We start from the raw sequence: 16,002 nt of genomic DNA on the forward strand, positions 1-16,002 counted from the left end.
CGCCTCGGCGCCGCCATGTCCGGATGTCAGCCCAGGGATGATCGCCCATGACCGAGCCGTTCGTATTGCGACGCGAGACCCAGATCGCAGCCCCGCGCGCCACCGTCTTCGCCTATCTGACCGATCCTGAGAAGATCCTGAGCTGGATGGGGTCGGATGCGACCACCGAGCCGCATCCCGGCGGGCTCTATCTGCTCAAAGGTATCGGCCCGCGGGCCAGTGTCGCCCGCGGCGCCTTCCGCGAGGTCGTGCCTGTGCATCGCCTCGCCTACACCTTCGGCTGGGAAGGCGGACAGGAAGTGCCGCCCGGATCGAGCCTGATCGAAATCGACCTGATCGAACGCGACGGCGGCACGTTGCTGCGCATGACGCATAGCGGGCTGCCGACCGAGGAACAGATGGCCGCGCACGCGAGAGGGTGGGCGCATTATCTGGAACGGCTCACGAGCGCGGCCGCGGGTCGCGATCCCGGCCCGGACAAAGGCGTGTCAGACAAGATGTAGCTCACGCAGCAACAATTAGGGAGCCGCCCGACGTTAGACCGCCGCGGTCGCCACGACCTGCTGCAAAAGCTGCTCGCGCCGCGCCTGCGAACGCTGGCCCTTCATGGTCGCAGCGAAACGTTCGAGGATGCCGTCCTCGAATGCTGTGACGATGGTGTCGTGGACATAGCTCTTGCGGCAGATCGCCGGCGTGTTGGAGAGCTTGTCGGCCGCGGCGCGGATCGCGTCCAGCACCTGCTTCTTGCGGCCGCGCTGGCTGGTCGCTGGCGTGATCCGCGACAGCGATTCCACGACGACGGCGGAGGCCATCAGCGTACGGAAATCCTTCAGCGAGATCTTGATGCCGGCGATCTCGCGCAGGAACGCGTTCACCTGCGTGGTGCTGACTGCGCGCACGATGCCGTAGACATCGCGATACTGGAACATGCGCTTGCCGGGGACGCCGTTGAGGATACCGATGGCGCGCACCAGCTTCGCGGCGTCGCATTCCTTGCGCACCGCCTTGCCGCCCTTCGCCTTGAAGGTCAGCACGAAGCAATCGTCTTCCAGCGTGACATTGGACTTCAGCAGCGTGGTCGCGCCGCGGGTGCCATTGAGGCGGGCGTAGGACTCATTACCGGGGCGGATCGCGGTGCGCGCGATCAGCTCGATCACGGCCGAGAGCGCGAATTCACGCGTCGGCTCGTCGCCCGACAGGAACGCCGAGACCTTGCGCCGGATCTTTGGCAACGCACCGACGAGCTTCTCCAGGCGATGCGCCTTGCGGTGCTCGCGGACCTTCTCCCAGTCGGCGTGATAGCGATATTGCAACCGGCCCGCAGCATCGCGACCCACCGCCTGGAGATGCGAGCTCGGATCGGCCGAGTAGCGCACCTCGCGATAGGCCGGCGGCACCGCCATGGCGTGCAACCGGCGGATGGTACGGGCGTCGCGAATATGAGCGCCATTGGGACGGACGAAGGAGTAGCCCTTGCCGCGCCGGATGCGGCGGATGGTCAGCTCGTTCTGGTCGCCAAGCCGCAGGCCCAGCTCCCTGGCGAGTGCCTCGACCGTCGCCGCGGGCGCCGTATCGAACCGTTTTTTCGGGCTGGAACGGGCGGAACCGGCCGGTTTCGGCCACTGCCCGAGGGCTTTAGCCAGCCCAATGGCGGCAGGATCGGCCGAAGCGGGCGACATAGTCCCGAAATTCCGCTGATCCATCATAGCCTTACGCCTTGGTCCTGTCTGTTACCGTTTAATGCCGCTGTTCTGATGTTTGTTCCAAGGTCGCTTGGAAGGTCCCTCGGAGGGTCTCTTGGGACCCGGGTTAGCCACTTAGGGTGTTCCGAACCGCATTGCGAGTCCCGAATCAGTGAGAAGCGGTTTCTAAATACCTCCCGCGACGCATGGGCGCCCTGCGCCGGTCTAATCCGGGAATTTGGGTAAAGAGCCGAAAGCCTTCTCCTGGCCTGTTTCAGATTTGCGACAGCCTGAGCGTGCACCTTGATCCTTCGCATGGCCGGCCGCTCACCGAAGGTCCAGCTTGTGGTCCTTGTCGGGGCCGGTTAGCCCGACGCATAATCGGTTCAACGATCAAGTCGGCTTGCGCGTCGCCAGCGTTTGGCTTGCCGTATGTGGAGGGAAAGAATGTCCGAGAAGATCTACGACGTCCCCGCGGAATGGGCCAAGCGGGCCTGGGTCGACCAGGCGAAGTACAAGGAAATGTACGCCCGCTCGATCGCGGACCCGAACGGGTTCTGGGCCGAGCAGGCCAAGCGCATCGACTGGATGCACGCGCCGACTAGAATCGAGAACGTCTCGTTCGCGCCCGGCAACATCTCGATCAAATGGTTCGAGGACGGAATTCTCAACGTCGCCCATAATTGCATCGATCGCCATCTCGCCAAGCGCGGCAACCAGACCGCGATCATCTGGGAAGGCGACGATCCCTCGCAGTCGAAGCACATCACGTACAAGGAGCTGCACGACGAGGTCTGCCGGATGGCCAACATCCTGCGGACCCGCAACGTGAAGAAGGGCGACCGCGTCACCATCTATCTGCCGATGATTCCGGAAGCGGCCTATGCGATGCTGGCCTGCGCCCGGATCGGCGCGATCCACTCCGTGGTGTTCGCGGGCTTCTCGCCGGACAGCCTTGCCCAGCGCATCAACGACTGCCAGTCCAAGGTGATCATCACCGCGGACGAAGGTCTGCGTGGCGGCAAGAAGGTGCCGCTGAAGGCCAATGTCGACGCGGCGCTGGCCAAGGCTGACGGTGTCGACTGGGTCATCGTGGTCAAGCGTACGGGCGGCAAGATCGACATGAAGCCGACGCGCGACCTCTGGTACCACGAGGCCGCTGCCATGGTGACGACCGAATGCCCGGTCGAGCACATGCACGCCGAGGATCCGCTGTTCATCCTCTACACGTCGGGCTCGACCGGCCAGCCCAAGGGCGTTCTGCACACCTCGGGTGGCTATCTCGTGTTCGCGTCGATGACGCATCAATACGTGTTCGACTATCATGACGGCGACATCTACTGGTGCACCGCCGACGTCGGCTGGGTCACCGGCCACAGCTACATCCTCTACGGGCCGCTCGCCAACGGCGCGACCACGCTGATGTTCGAGGGCGTGCCGAATTACCCCGACAATTCCAGGTTCTGGAACGTCATCGACAAGCACAAGGTCAACATCTTCTACACCGCGCCGACTGCGATCCGCGCCCTGATGCAGGGCGGCGATGAGCCCGTGAAGAAAACCTCGCGCGCTTCGCTGCGTCTGCTCGGCTCGGTCGGCGAGCCCATCAATCCGGAGGCCTGGGAGTGGTATCACCGCGTCGTCGGCGAGGACCGCTGCCCGATCGTCGACACCTGGTGGCAGACCGAGACCGGCGGCATTCTGATCACGCCGCTGCCGGGCGCGACCAACCTGAAGCCCGGCTCGGCAACGCAGCCGTTCTTCGGCGTGGCGCCTGAAATCGTCGACGCCGACGGCAAGGTGCTGGAGGGTGAGACCACCGGCAATCTGTGCCTGACGCGCTCCTGGCCGGGTCAGATGCGCACCGTCTATGGCGATCACGCGCGGTTCGAGCAGACCTACTTCTCGACCTACAAGGGCAAATACTTCACCGGCGACGGCTGCCGCCGCGACGCCGATGGCTATTACTGGATCACCGGCCGCGTCGACGACGTCATCAACGTCTCCGGCCATCGCATGGGCACGGCGGAAGTCGAGAGCGCGCTGGTGGCGCATGAGAAAGTGTCGGAGGCCGCCGTCGTCGGCTTCCCGCACGACATCAAGGGTCAGGGCATCTATGCCTATGTCACCCTGATGGCCGGCATCGAGCCGACCGAGGACTTGCGGAAAGAGCTCGTCACCTGGGTGCGCAAGGAGATCGGCCCGATCGCCTCGCCGGACCAGATCCAGTTCGCGCCCGGCCTGCCCAAGACCCGCTCCGGCAAGATCATGCGCCGCATCCTGCGCAAGATCGCCGAGGACGAGCCCGGCAGCCTCGGCGATACCTCGACACTCGCCGATCCCGCCGTGGTCGACGATCTCGTCAAGAACCGGCAGAACAAGAAGTCGGCCTGAGCCCAATCTCCGTCATTCCGGGCGCGCGACAGCGCGACCCGGAATCTCGAGATTCTCAGGTGCGCAATTGCGCACCTGAGGTCGATGCTTCGCATCGCCCTGGAATGACGGCCGTTCACGCCCTCACGCATTTGTCAGGGCGCGCGCTGACGCGGCTTGCGTCTTTCCCGCCGAGTGTTGTTTTCAGGTCATTTACTTTATTTCGAACATTTCCTTTGTTCCCCCTGCTGGCTCGCCCGCGGCAGCCGCGCGTGGAAACCATCCGGTCAACAGGCGCGGTTAATGTCTGGGCAGACAGGCAATTGCCGGTTTTGCGTGAATTTGAACGATCCGTTTCGGGCTGAGGGGAAAATCGATGTCGATGAAGATTGCGCTGGCGCTGGCCGCGACCATCGGGGCAGGGGTCTTGATGTCGTCGGCAGCCGAGGCGCGGCCGGAAATGGTCGGGACGCACATCGCCAACTATTCGCCGGGCACCATCGTGGTCAAAACCAACGAGCGCCGGCTCTATCTCATCCTCGATGACGGCCACGCCGTGCGCTATCCCGTCGGCGTCGGCAAGTCCGGCAAGCAATGGGCCGGCACCACCCGTATCGACGGCAAATATCGCAACCCGGCTTGGTCGCCGCCCGCCGAGGTGAAGCGCGACAAGCCGCAGCTTCCCGACGTCATTCCCGGCGGTTCGCCGCGCAACCCGATGGGCGTTGCCGCGATGACGCTGGCCGGCGGCGAATACGCCATCCACGGCACCAACGTGCCGGGCTCGGTCGGCGGCTTCGTCTCCTATGGCTGCATCCGCATGCTCAACGACGATATCACCGACCTCTACAGCCGCGTCTCGGTCGGCACGACGGTGGTCGTGACGCGCTGATCTCCGCGATCAAAGAGAAATGCAAAAGCCGCGTCCAACGACGCGGCTTTTTTGTTACCAGAAGCGCCAGCCGCGCGCGCACCAGCCGTCGCGATGGCCGCCATTGTAGCTGCGCGCGTAACCACCCGCGAGCATTGCCGCCGAAACGTTGGTGGTCCGCTTCGTTGCGACATCAGCGAGAACGCGCCCGTATTTTTCCGAGCCGAGATTGTAGATCGTGACGCCGCCCTGGCCGAGCAGATTGCGCAGGGCGTCGGTGGCAGCTTCGGCCTTGTCCAGCTCGGCCTGACAGGATGCATTCATCTCCGGCGCATCGATGCCGCGCAGACGAATCCGCGCGATGAGGTCGCGCCCGCCTTGCTGATGAACGCGTGCGAGAAAGGTGTCGCCGTCGATGGTGCGAATGACATCGACCGCCTGGCGCGCATCGGGGTCGCTGGCCTGGCGGAGAACGATCGCTGCATCCTGCGCCCGTTCGTCGGCGCCATGCGGAGCGAGCCAGCTCGCCCCTTGCCGGAAGGTGAGCACGACCATCGCCACGACACCGACCACGAACAGCCAGGGCAGCAGACCGGAGAAGTGCCGGCCGAACGGTGAACCGCCGAACTGCGGACGATAGGCATTGGGTCGATCTCGAAACGGCATCACCTCACGCTAAGACTGAGTCGGGGAAACCGGCAAGGCGCGATCGAGCCGCGGATGTGTCGGACATCGCCCGATCGCTGCGGCCCGCTTGATCGGTCTCCGACGGAAAACCGCAGCCATGCGCTAAACGCTGTTCCAAGCGCTCTCCATCCGATACCTCCTGTAGTTGTACGGAGTTTAATGTTCAGCCCTTGTTTAGTATTAAGACGGAGTACTCGGTATGCGTGTGGGGGGCGGTAAGCATGGCTTCGTTCAAGTTTCGCATCGGTACAAAGCTGGGATTGACGGCGAGTGCAGGGGTTCTTCTCGTCGCCGGAATGCTCGGCAACCAGCTCATCAGGAACGGGCAGATCGCGGGGCTAAGCGATTTGGTGGTCATCAACACCGCCAACAAGGCCAACGCCCAGGGCGCAGAGCTCGCAGTGACCCGCGCCCGCCTTGCAATCGCGGAGATCGGATCCGCGTCCTCTGCCGAGGCACTCGCCAAACACCTCGAAGTGCTGCGCAGCTCCATCGCCAATGCCACCACCGAAATAGACGCCGCATTGATCCGGTCCAAGCGCGCTGAAGCCAAAGAGCTCTGTCGCGAGGTGAAGATCCAGCTCGAAGCCTCGCTCAAGGCCGGCAACGATCTGGGCGAAGCCCGTGGCGTCGCCATCGCGGAGTTCGCCGCGGCAAACCAGATCGAAGACGCCTGGAACAAGTCGCTCGAAAAGTTGCTGGCTTCGCCTGCCCTCGCCGCGTCATCGAGCCATCTCAACATCGAGGTTCAGCTGCGCGAAGCCGATGCGGCCTTCAAGGCGGTCAGCGCCGCCGATTGGCATTTCACGGCAACCGGCGACGCCGACCAGAAGGATCGTATCGCCGGACGAGCCGACAACATGGTCCGCGTCCTGAAGCAGGTGCGCCAGTCCGCCGACAAGGATACGGCGGAAGGGATCGACGCGCTTGCGGCGCTCGCGGGACGCTACAAGACGGCGACCAGCGCAGCCATGAAGGCAGAGGAGACCAAGAGGCGGGTGCTCGAGGAGCGGGTGCTCCCGGCCGCAAAGGAAATCACCACGCGGGTCGACAAGCTGGTCTCCGCCAACAATGAATACATGGCGCTGCGGCAGAGCCAGCTGATGACCGCGCTGGAGCAGGCGACCCAGGTCAGCCTGGTGGTCGGCGTCCTCGTGATCCTGGTCCTGGCCGGCTCGGCGCTGTTTTCGGTGCTGAGCATCGCCCGGCCGATCCGCCGCATCGGGGACGTGCTGCTGCAACTGGCCGGCGGCAACAAGGCTGTCGAGATTCCTTATACCGCCCGCGGCGACGAAGTCGGCGACAACGCCCGCGCCGCACGCACGTTCAGGGACAATCTGATCCGCATCGAGCAGATGGAGGCCGAGCAGAAGGATCAGGAGGCCGCAACCGCCACGCGACGCAAGCAGGAGATGATCCGACTGGCCGGCGCGTTCGAGGATGCGGTCGGCGGCATCATCAACTCGGTTTCGGCCGCCTCGCAGCAGCTCGAATCCGCCGCCGGTACGCTGTCGGGGACGGCGGAAGAGACCGAGCAACTCTCCGGAATGGTGGCCGCGGCTTCCGAGGAAGCTTCGACCAATGTCGGAGCCGTAGCCTCCGCCGCCGAGGAAATGAGCGCATCAGTCGTCGAGATCGGACGCCAGGTCCACGATTCCAGCCGCATCGCCGGCGATGCCGTGAAACAGGCCGAGCGCACCGACGTCCGGATCAACGAATTGCTCAAGGCCGCCGGCCGGATCGGCGACGTCGTCAAATTGATCACCGCGATCGCAGAGCAGACCAATCTGCTGGCGTTGAACGCCACGATCGAAGCGGCACGCGCCGGTGAATCCGGCCGCGGCTTCGCGGTGGTGGCAAGCGAGGTCAAGGCGCTCGCGGCGCAAACCGCGCGGGCGACGGATGAAATCAGCACGCAGATCGCCGGCATGCAGTCGGCCACGGAGGACTCGGTCGGCGCCATCAAGGAGATCAGCGCGACCATCTCAAAAATTTCCGACATCTCGACGACGATCGCGGCGACCATCGAAGAGCAGGGCGCGGCGACAGCCGAGATCGCACGCAACGTCAGCGAAGCCGCCAAGGGAACAGTCGAAGTTGCTGACAAGATCGCCCAGGTCAGTCACGGCGCCAGCGCCACCGGCTCGGCGTCAACCCAGGTTCTGGCATCCGCGCGCTCACTCTCGACGGAGAGTGGCCGCCTCAAGAACGAGGTCGCGAAATTCCTCGATACGGTGCGGGCCGCCTAACGCCCGCACGTTCTGCGCGCCGGCATAAGGCCGGCCGCAAATTACCTTTCTGACGCGTCGAACAACCAACGGCTTTGGGAGGCCCCCACGCCGAGCCCCCGCTCGCGCCTGGGTCAAACACGAAAACTGGGGAGAGCAGAGCGATGATCATCAGCATTGTCGGCGGCGGCGCAACCGGCATCACGATCTTGCGTTATCTTGCGGAGCTCGCCGCATCGGAGCGAGACAACGGCGCGATCAGCGGAATTCAGCTCTTCGACAAGTCCGGCTTTGATGGCGGGGTCGCCTATCGCACCCGGAGCGATCGTCACCTGCTCAACATGAAGGCCTCGACGATGTCGATCCGCCCGGGCGACGCGGAAGAATTTCTGCGCTGGCTCCGGGCCCGCGGTCTCTCCTGCCACGGCGACAAGCATCTGCCGCGGATGGTCTATCGGGACTATCTCGACGCGGTGCGCCTGGCCGCGATCGCACAATGCCGGAGCATCGGCCTGCCGGTTCATGTCGAACATGCCGAAGTGCTCCGGATGCGGTTTTCACCCGATCGCGACGTCCTGCTGACGACCGATCGAAACATCACGCACATCTCGTCCGCGCTGATCCTCTGCACCGGTCACAACCCGCCGGAAGATCCCTACGGTCTGGCCGCAAGCCCGAACTACATTCGCGATCCCTACGCCCAATTCACCTTCCCCGATCGCGACGGCACGGAGGTCGGCATCCTCGGAAGCGGACTCAGCGCGGTCGACACCGCGGCGGGGCTGGCCAAGACGCACAAGGCCGTCAGGATGACCTGCTTCTCCCGAAGCGGCCTGTTTCCCACCGTACAGCCGGTGATGATTCCGGTCATCGCGAACGGCTTCCGCGACGCCCTGCATCATTATGTGACCAGCCGCGCACGGATCGAAGCCGACGCCTTTGCCGCCCGCCTTTCCGAGCTGCTGCTGGAGACGACCGGGATCCGCTGCGATCTGTCCTGTCGGAATATCGATGGCGATGCGCTGACCGATCTCGAGCACAACATCGCGCGCGCCGAGACCGGCGAGCCCAGCGTCCACTCCTACCTCGTCAGCGTCATCGACGTGATGTGCGAGGCCTGGAACCGAATGGGCGATGCCGAGAAGACGCGCTTCATGGACGTCTACAATTCCGGCTGGCTTCGCAACCGCTCCGCGATGCCGCTGGAGAATGCGATCCGCATCCGCGACCTGATGCGTTCGGGCAGGCTGTCGGCCCGCGGCCGGCTGCGCAACGTGACGGCGATCGGCGACCGGTTTCGCGCGACCCTGGGTGACGGTGACCTTCGCGAGGTCGACTACCTCATCGATGCGACAGGTCCGTCCTACCGGATGGACTCCAGCCCGCTCTATCAGGACATGCGGCGACAGGGACTCATCGCGTACGACGCGCTCGGCGGGATTCGCTGCGGCTACGACGACAGCCGGGTTCGCGACCGCCACGGTAATCCCTATCCGAACGTCTACGCAGTCGGCGCCCCCACCAAGGGGACACACTTCTACGCCGCCGCAATCGACATCAACCTGCGCCGCGCCCAGAGCGTGGTCGATTCGATCCTCAACCCGAAAGGTCCTGAGATGAGCACCATCATGACGTCAGTCGAAGAAACCGACCGCCTGGCCGATCTCGTGCGCCGCGACCATCCCTCGCTCGCGACGATGGCCCTCGCACCTGACGGCAAGTACCAGACCAGGTCGGCCGCGCTGGACGAATTGATGCGGGAGGTGAGGGACTGCCTTGGCGAGACGTTCCGGCACTGGGCTCCCGAAGACTTCCCGACACTCTACTGCGCGTGGGGGCGGTGCCGTGTGGGTTCGACTGCGCTCACCAACCTGTTCGGGGTCGCCGGAATGCCCTCTTATTTCCAGCCGGTGAAGGTCGTCCTGCGCCATCGGCTCCTTGGCAATGCGGGCGAGTCCTGGGCCGCACCGACGGCGGCGGAGCAGCCGCACATCTTCAGCAAGGAAATGGCCGGGCCCTATGTGCTGGCCGAAAGCCTGTTCCTGCCGCTGCAGCCGCTGATCGAGGCCGGCTGGCCGGCCGATAAACTCCACATGATCATGCTCGATCGCGATCCCGCGAGCTCGCTCGCCTCATGGCTCGAGAAATGGTCGGACCGCGTTCCCGAGGATCGCCTGATCCAGAACTACGTGATCTCCTCGCTGAACGCGCTCCGCGTCGAAAGTCATGCAAGACGTCACGGCGTGCCGGTGACGCACTACGTCTATGAAGCCAGCAAGGATGCGACCGGCTCGGTGCGGAAGCTGTTCGACCGGCTCGGCCTTGGCGAGCGCTTCACCGAAGGCGCCGTCACCGACTGGAAGGAGCGCGGACAGATCGAAACGAAGGGATCCGGCGTCACCTTCCTGAGCGAGCCGAAGATCTACACCGTCGTCGGCCTGCACGGATCGGATACGGCCTATCGTTACCGGAGCCGTAAGACCGCCTCGCTGAGTGAGGCCCAGCTCGAGGTCATCGGACGCTACGGCATCGACGACATATACCGCACCTCGGTCGCGGCCTGCATCCGCAATCTCGCGCTGGATACCGACACCGCCGCCCGCCTGTTCGGCGATTGCCTGGGTACCGCCGCATGACGCAGCCTGCGAGCGCATCGTCCGCTGCCTGCAGGAGCACCGTTATCCCTGGGGGCTGCGGAGCCCCCGGGAACGGTCGCCGGTCTCAGAAGTCCGAGGCGATGCCCTTGCGCTCCCAATCGCCATAGCGGGTGGGCTCAGGTCCCTTCGGCCCCTGCAATTCCTTCGGCGCCGCCTTGTCGTCATCCTTGGCCTTGGCTGCGGCGGCTTGCCGGCGCGCCTCGGCTTCGGCCAGCGCGCGCTGGGCGGCCGGCGGCAAGGGCTTGCGATCGGGAACGGGAGGCTGGTCACTCATCGTCGGCTGTCCTAGCGCAGGATCTTAGATGGCGCGACGTCCAAATGCGCATTGCTGAAATGGCCGCGACGGGCTGAAATCGCCAGAGGCCATTCTTACATTTGGCATATTCGCATGCCACAAAAGCTGCTCTTAAGGCATGCGCCCATATCGGCGGAACTGCCGCTCGCTCAGAACCTTACTTCCGCATGCCATCTCAACGTTTTGCCCCTCCATCCGAAGTGCCCGGTCTCGCGGCGCGGCGGATCGCTGCCGACATCGTCGACGGCGTCCTGCACAAGCACCGCACGCTCGACGACCAGCTCGACGGCTCGGGCGCCCATCCCGGACTGAAGACGCTCGCCGACCGTGACCGCGCGCTGATGCGGCGCCTGGTCGCAACCATTTTGCGCCGGCTCGGCACGCTCGGCCACGTGCTGTCGCGCCTGCTCGACAAGGGCATCCCATCCGACGCGCCACGCGCGCAGAGCGCGCTGCTGATCGGTGCCGCCCAGATCCTCTGGATGGACGTGCCCGATCATGCGGCGGTCGACCTCTCGGTTCGCCTGGTGCAATCCGACCGGCGCGCCGCGCGCTATGCCGGCCTCGTCAACGCCGTGCTGCGCCGTTGTGCGCGCGAGGGTCAGGCGCTGGTCGAGGAGGTCGCCACACAATCGCTCGACCTGCCGCCCTGGCTACTGGCGCGCTGGAGCGCGCATTACGGCGAGGCCACCGCGCGGGACATGGCGCTCGCGCTCGGTCACGAACCTTCGCTCGATCTGACCGTGAAGTCCGATGCCGTGCAATGGGCGAGCCGGCTTCATGGCGAAGTGCTGCCGACCGGATCGGTGCGCACGCTGCTGCATGGCTCGGTGACCATGCTGCCCGGTTTCGCCGAAGGACAATGGTGGGTGCAGGACGCCGCCGCCGCGCTGCCTGTCCGGCTGTTCGGCGATATCGCCGGTAAATCCATCGCCGATCTCTGTGCTGCGCCCGGTGGCAAGACCGCTCAGCTGGCGCAAGCCGGCGCGCGTGTCACGGCGCTCGACCGCTCTCCCGCCCGGGTGGCGCGCCTGCGCGAAAACCTGAGCCGGTTGTCGCTCCAGGCCGAGACGATCGTCGCTGACGCCGTGGAATGGGCGGGACCGGCGGAGGGCTTCGATGGCATCCTGATCGACGCGCCCTGCACCTCGACCGGGACGATCCGCCGGCATCCTGACGTCGCATGGCTGCGGCAGGAGTCCGACGTCGCCGCGATGACCGTTCTCCAGCAACGGCTGCTGAAGAAATCGGTCTCGCTGCTCAAGCCCGGCGGGACGCTGGTCTACTGCACCTGTTCGCTGGAACCCGAGGAAGGCGAGCAGGCGATCGCCACGCTGCTGGCCGCGGAGCCTGCGCTTCGCCGCGTGCCGATCGAGGCCCGCGAGGTCTCCGGTCTCAGCGAGATCATCACGGCTGAGGGTGATCTTCGGACCTTGCCGAGCCACCTGCCGCACGCCGACCCGAAGCTCGGCGGGCTCGACGGATTTTTCGCGGCCCGGCTCGTTAAATCCTGATTTTGCACCGGATTTTGCTACCGCTGGACTGATTCGGCGCCTTTCAAGGTGGTGTCAGCCGGCCGATTTTGGGATTAATAAGGATTCGTCGGAATCCTCTTCCCCCTTCAAGGCAAGGCGTGTCGGTCGCTCAACGCAGACGTATCTCGACGCTGGTGATGAACCGCTTCGCGCGGAACATGCTCGCGCGCGCGAGTGGCGGTTCCGTTGCGCTGTCGCGAGTCTGGCCCGGCCGGACCGACCGGCTGATCATCGCGCCGCATGATCTGCGCACCGCCGATGCGACGCGCGCCGCCGAAATCTATGCCGGGCGCTTCGTCTTCGCCGGCAAGATCGTCAACTGCCACGGCCGCTCGATCTTCGATCTCGATCCGCCCTCGGAGGATTGGGAGGTCGCGCTGCTCGGCTTCGGCTGGCTGCGGCACTTGCGCGCCGCCGACACCGCGCTGACCCGGGCGAATGCGCGCGCGCTGGTCGAGGACTGGATCAGCAATCCCGCCAACAAGCGCCGGCCCGTCGCCCGCCGCGCCGATGTGCTGGCGCGGCGCGTGATCTCGCTGCTGTCGCAGGCGCCGCTGGTGCTCAACGACACCGACAACAAATTCTACCGCCGCTACCTGCGCGCACTCGCACGCGAGATCCGCTTCTTGCGCTACACCATGGTGAACATCCCCGACGGGGTGCCGAAGCTCCAGGTGCAGATCGCGCTGTGCTACACCACGCTCTGCCTCGCCAACCAGGCGCGCCATATCCGCAGCGCGTCGAAAAAGCTCTCCGACGAATTGCAGCGGCAGATTCTTCCCGACGGCGGCCACATCTCGCGCAACCCGGGTGCGCTGATCGAGCTGCTGATCGACCTGTTGCCGCTGCGGCAGACCTTCGCCGCGCGCAACATCGCGCCGCCGCCGGCGCTCCTCAACGCGATCGATCGTATGATGCCGATGCTGCGCTTCTTCCGGCACGGCGACGGCAATTTCGCGCTGTTCAACGGCATGAGCGCGACGCCTTCGGACCTGCTCGCGACGCTGCTCGCCTATGACGACGCCCACGGCGCGCCGATGGCGAACATGCCGCACACCGGATTCCAGCGCCTCGATGCCGGCCCGACCACGCTGATCATCGACACCGGTCCGCCGCCGCCGCCCGGCGTCAGCCACGACGCGCATGCCGGGTGCCTGTCGTTCGAGCTGTCCTCCGGCATCAGCCGCATCGTCACAAATTGCGGCATGCCGACCACGGGTCGGGACAATTGGCGGCCGTTCGCGCGCGGCACCGCGGCGCATTCGACGTTGACCTATCACGACACCTCCTCCTGCCAGTTCGTCGAGATGTCGGCGATGAAGCGGCTGCTGCACGGCGCGCCGATCATCAGCGGTCCCCATGAGGTCGAGAGCTATCGCGAAGTCGTGCAGGACGGCACGCTGCTGACGACCTCGCATGACGGCTATCTCGCCAAGTTCGGCGTGATCCATCGCCGCGTGTTGATGGTTGCCAATGACGGCGCGCGGATCGACGGCGAGGATACGCTGTCGCCGCCGCAAGGCGCGCGGCTCAAGGGCGCGGGGGCCGATTTCGCGCTGCGCTTCCATCTGCATCCCGCGGTGAAGGCGAGCCGGCTGTCGGATGCGCGCGGCGTCATGCTGGTGCTGCCGAACCGCGACGTCTGGACCTTCGAAGCCCTGGACGACAAGGTCGATCTCGAGGACAGCGTGTTCCTGGCCGGCAATGACGGCCCCCGCCGCACCGCCCAGATCGTGATCCGCCAGGACGCCCGCCAGGCGCCCTCGATCCGCTGGAGTTTTGTACGCTCGACCGCATCACCTGCGGTCACCAATGCCCGCCGCAACGCCCGGCGCGAGCCGGAACTTCCGCTGTAAAGAGCCGCGATTCGGCCCCATCTGATCGTTGTGAAGGGCCTCGAAAACTGCTATCGAGCGCTCGTTCGCGCGACTGGCGACCTTGGATGGAGCACCATCGGGAAGCGCGACACATATCCGCCGCGCGCCTGGGCATAGACACTCCCTTAGCAGAGGATCTTGCTCATGACTGACCATCCCCGCCGCGTCACCCGCGCCCTTCTCTCCGTCTCCGACAAGACCGGCCTGATCGAGTTCGCCAAGGCTCTTGCCGCGCATGATGTCGAGCTGGTCTCGACCGGCGGCACCGCGAAGGCGATCGCCGCTGCCGGCCTCAAGGTGAAGGACGTCTCCGACCTCACCGGCTTCCCCGAGATGATGGACGGCCGCGTCAAGACGTTGCACCCGAAGGTGCATGGCGGCCTGCTCGCGATCCGCGACAACAAGGAACACGCCGAGGCGATAAAGGCGCACGGCATCGCGCCGATCGATCTCCTGGTCGTCAATCTCTATCCGTTCGAGGCGACCGTCGACAAAGGCGCGGGCTTCGAGGATTGCATCGAGAATATCGATATCGGCGGCCCCGCGATGATCCGAGCCGCCGCGAAGAATCATGACGACGTCGCCGTCGTCGTCGAGGCGCAGGATTACCAGGCCGTGCTCGACGAGCTCGCCGCCAACAAGGGCGCGACCACGCTGAAATTGCGTCGGCGGCTGGCCGCGAAGGCCTATGCACGCACCGCGGCCTATGACGCCGCGATCTCGAACTGGTTCAACCGTCAGCTCGAGATCGATGCGCCCGATTTCCGCGCCTTCGGCGGCAAGCTGATCCAGTCGCTGCGCTACGGCGAGAATCCGCACCAGACCGCGGCGTTCTACGCAACGCCCGACAAGCGCCCGGGCGTCTCGACCGCGCGGCAGTTGCAGGGCAAGGAGCTCTCCTACAACAACATCAACGACACCGATGCCGCCTATGAATGCATCGGCGAGTTCGACACCAAGCGCACCGCAGCCTGCGTCATCGTCAAGCACGCCAATCCCTGCGGCGTCGCGGAAGGCGCAAACCTCGTCGAGGCCTATCGCAAGGCGCTGGCCTGCGACTCCACCTCGGCCTTCGGTGGCATCATCGCGATGAACCGCGCGCTCGACGCCGACACCGCGCGCGAAATCACCAAGATCTTCACCGAGGTGATCATCGCGCCAGACGCGAGCGAGGAAGCGATCGCCATCATCGGTGCGCGCAAGAATCTGCGCCTGCTGCTCGCCGGCAGCCTGCCCGACCCGCGCGCGCCGGGCCTGACCGCGAAGACGGTTGCCGGCGGTCTTCTGGTGCAGAGCCGCGACAATGCGGTGGTCGACGACATGACATTCAAGGTCGTGACCAAGCGTGCACCGACGGACGCGGAGATGCGCGACCTGAAGTTCGCCTTCCGGGTGGCAAAGCACGTCAAATCGAACACCATCATCTACGCCAAGGACCTCGCCACCGTCGGCGTCGGCGCGGGCCAGATGAGCCGTGTCGATTCAGCCCGTATCGCGGCACGCAAGGCGCAGGATGCCGCCAATGAGCTGAAACTCGCCGAGCCGCTGACCAAGGGCTCGGTCGTGGCGTCGGATGCGTTCTTCCCCTTCGCCGACGGCATGCTCGCCTGCATCGAAGCCGGCGCCACCGCCGTGGTGCAGCCCGGCGGCTCGATGCGTGATGACGAGGTGATCAAGGCCGCCGACGAGCACGGCATTGCCATGGTGTTCACGGGAACGCGGCACTTCCGGCACTGATCTATCAACTCGTCATTGTGAGCCACCGGGTCCCCGCGAAACGCGGCCCATGACAAGCTC

11 protein-coding genes and 1 riboswitch are annotated in these 16,002 nt (G+C 65.3%); of the genes, 8 read left to right on the forward strand and 3 right to left on the reverse strand.

Annotated features, from left to right (window positions below):
• Positions 1–47 precede the first annotated feature (47 nt).
• On the forward strand, positions 48–503 hold the full coding sequence (locus JQ587_RS00845; RefSeq protein WP_212303264.1) for an SRPBCC family protein: 456 nt from the start codon (positions 48–50) through the stop codon (positions 501–503).
• 33 nt (positions 504–536) lie between these two features.
• On the opposite strand, the gene JQ587_RS00850 is transcribed toward JQ587_RS00845, so the two are convergent.
• Positions 537–1,706, reverse strand: a complete 1,170-nt coding sequence (locus JQ587_RS00850; RefSeq protein WP_212424138.1) for a DNA topoisomerase IB — start codon at positions 1,704–1,706, stop codon at positions 537–539.
• A gap of 423 nt (positions 1,707–2,129) precedes the next feature.
• Between JQ587_RS00850 and acs the strand changes: the two genes are divergently transcribed.
• Positions 2,130–4,076, forward strand: coding sequence for an acetate--CoA ligase (gene acs / locus JQ587_RS00855; protein WP_212424139.1), 1,947 nt, complete (start codon positions 2,130–2,132; stop codon positions 4,074–4,076).
• 355 nt (positions 4,077–4,431) lie between these two features.
• On the forward strand, positions 4,432–4,947 hold the full coding sequence (locus tag JQ587_RS00860) for a L,D-transpeptidase (RefSeq protein WP_212301839.1): 516 nt from the start codon (positions 4,432–4,434) through the stop codon (positions 4,945–4,947).
• 54 nt (positions 4,948–5,001) lie between these two features.
• On the opposite strand, the gene JQ587_RS00865 is transcribed toward JQ587_RS00860, so the two are convergent.
• Complete coding sequence (locus JQ587_RS00865) at positions 5,002–5,592, reverse strand: thermonuclease family protein (protein WP_212424140.1); 591 nt, start codon at positions 5,590–5,592, stop codon at positions 5,002–5,004.
• 242 nt (positions 5,593–5,834) lie between these two features.
• Here JQ587_RS00865 and JQ587_RS00870 point away from each other — a divergent pair, with 242 nt between their 5' ends.
• Positions 5,835–7,862, forward strand: coding sequence for a methyl-accepting chemotaxis protein (locus tag JQ587_RS00870; protein ID WP_212424141.1), 2,028 nt, complete (start codon positions 5,835–5,837; stop codon positions 7,860–7,862).
• A 143-nt stretch (positions 7,863–8,005) separates the two neighbouring features.
• A complete protein-coding gene (locus tag JQ587_RS36995; RefSeq protein WP_212424142.1) occupies positions 8,006–10,477 on the forward strand; it encodes an FAD/NAD(P)-binding protein in 2,472 nt (823 codons plus the stop codon).
• An 85-nt stretch (positions 10,478–10,562) separates the two neighbouring features.
• Here JQ587_RS36995 and JQ587_RS00880 read toward each other — a convergent pair whose 3' ends face one another.
• Positions 10,563–10,772, reverse strand: coding sequence for a DUF1674 domain-containing protein (locus tag JQ587_RS00880; protein WP_212301843.1), 210 nt, complete (start codon positions 10,770–10,772; stop codon positions 10,563–10,565).
• Positions 10,773–10,960: 188 nt separating this feature from the next.
• Between JQ587_RS00880 and JQ587_RS00885 the strand changes: the two genes are divergently transcribed.
• From JQ587_RS00885 to purH, 3 genes are all read left to right on the forward strand, one after another.
• Positions 10,961–12,307 (forward strand): RsmB/NOP family class I SAM-dependent RNA methyltransferase, encoded by a 1,347-nt coding sequence (locus JQ587_RS00885; protein ID WP_212424143.1) that lies wholly within the window; start codon positions 10,961–10,963, stop codon positions 12,305–12,307.
• A gap of 158 nt (positions 12,308–12,465) precedes the next feature.
• Positions 12,466–14,184 carry a heparinase II/III family protein gene (locus JQ587_RS00890; protein ID WP_212302139.1) on the forward strand — a complete coding sequence of 573 codons (1,719 nt, stop codon included), beginning with the start codon at positions 12,466–12,468 and terminating at the stop codon, positions 14,182–14,184.
• 59 nt (positions 14,185–14,243) lie between these two features.
• Positions 14,244–14,325, forward strand: a riboswitch (ZMP/ZTP riboswitch).
• 24 nt (positions 14,326–14,349) lie between these two features.
• Positions 14,350–15,942 carry a bifunctional phosphoribosylaminoimidazolecarboxamide formyltransferase/IMP cyclohydrolase gene (gene purH / locus JQ587_RS00895; RefSeq protein WP_212424144.1) on the forward strand — a complete coding sequence of 531 codons (1,593 nt, stop codon included), beginning with the start codon at positions 14,350–14,352 and terminating at the stop codon, positions 15,940–15,942.
• The last annotated feature ends 60 nt before the right edge of the window (positions 15,943–16,002 follow it).

Source organism: Bradyrhizobium manausense, assembly GCF_018130615.1.
Lineage (GTDB): Bacteria > Pseudomonadota > Alphaproteobacteria > Rhizobiales > Xanthobacteraceae > Bradyrhizobium > Bradyrhizobium manausense_A.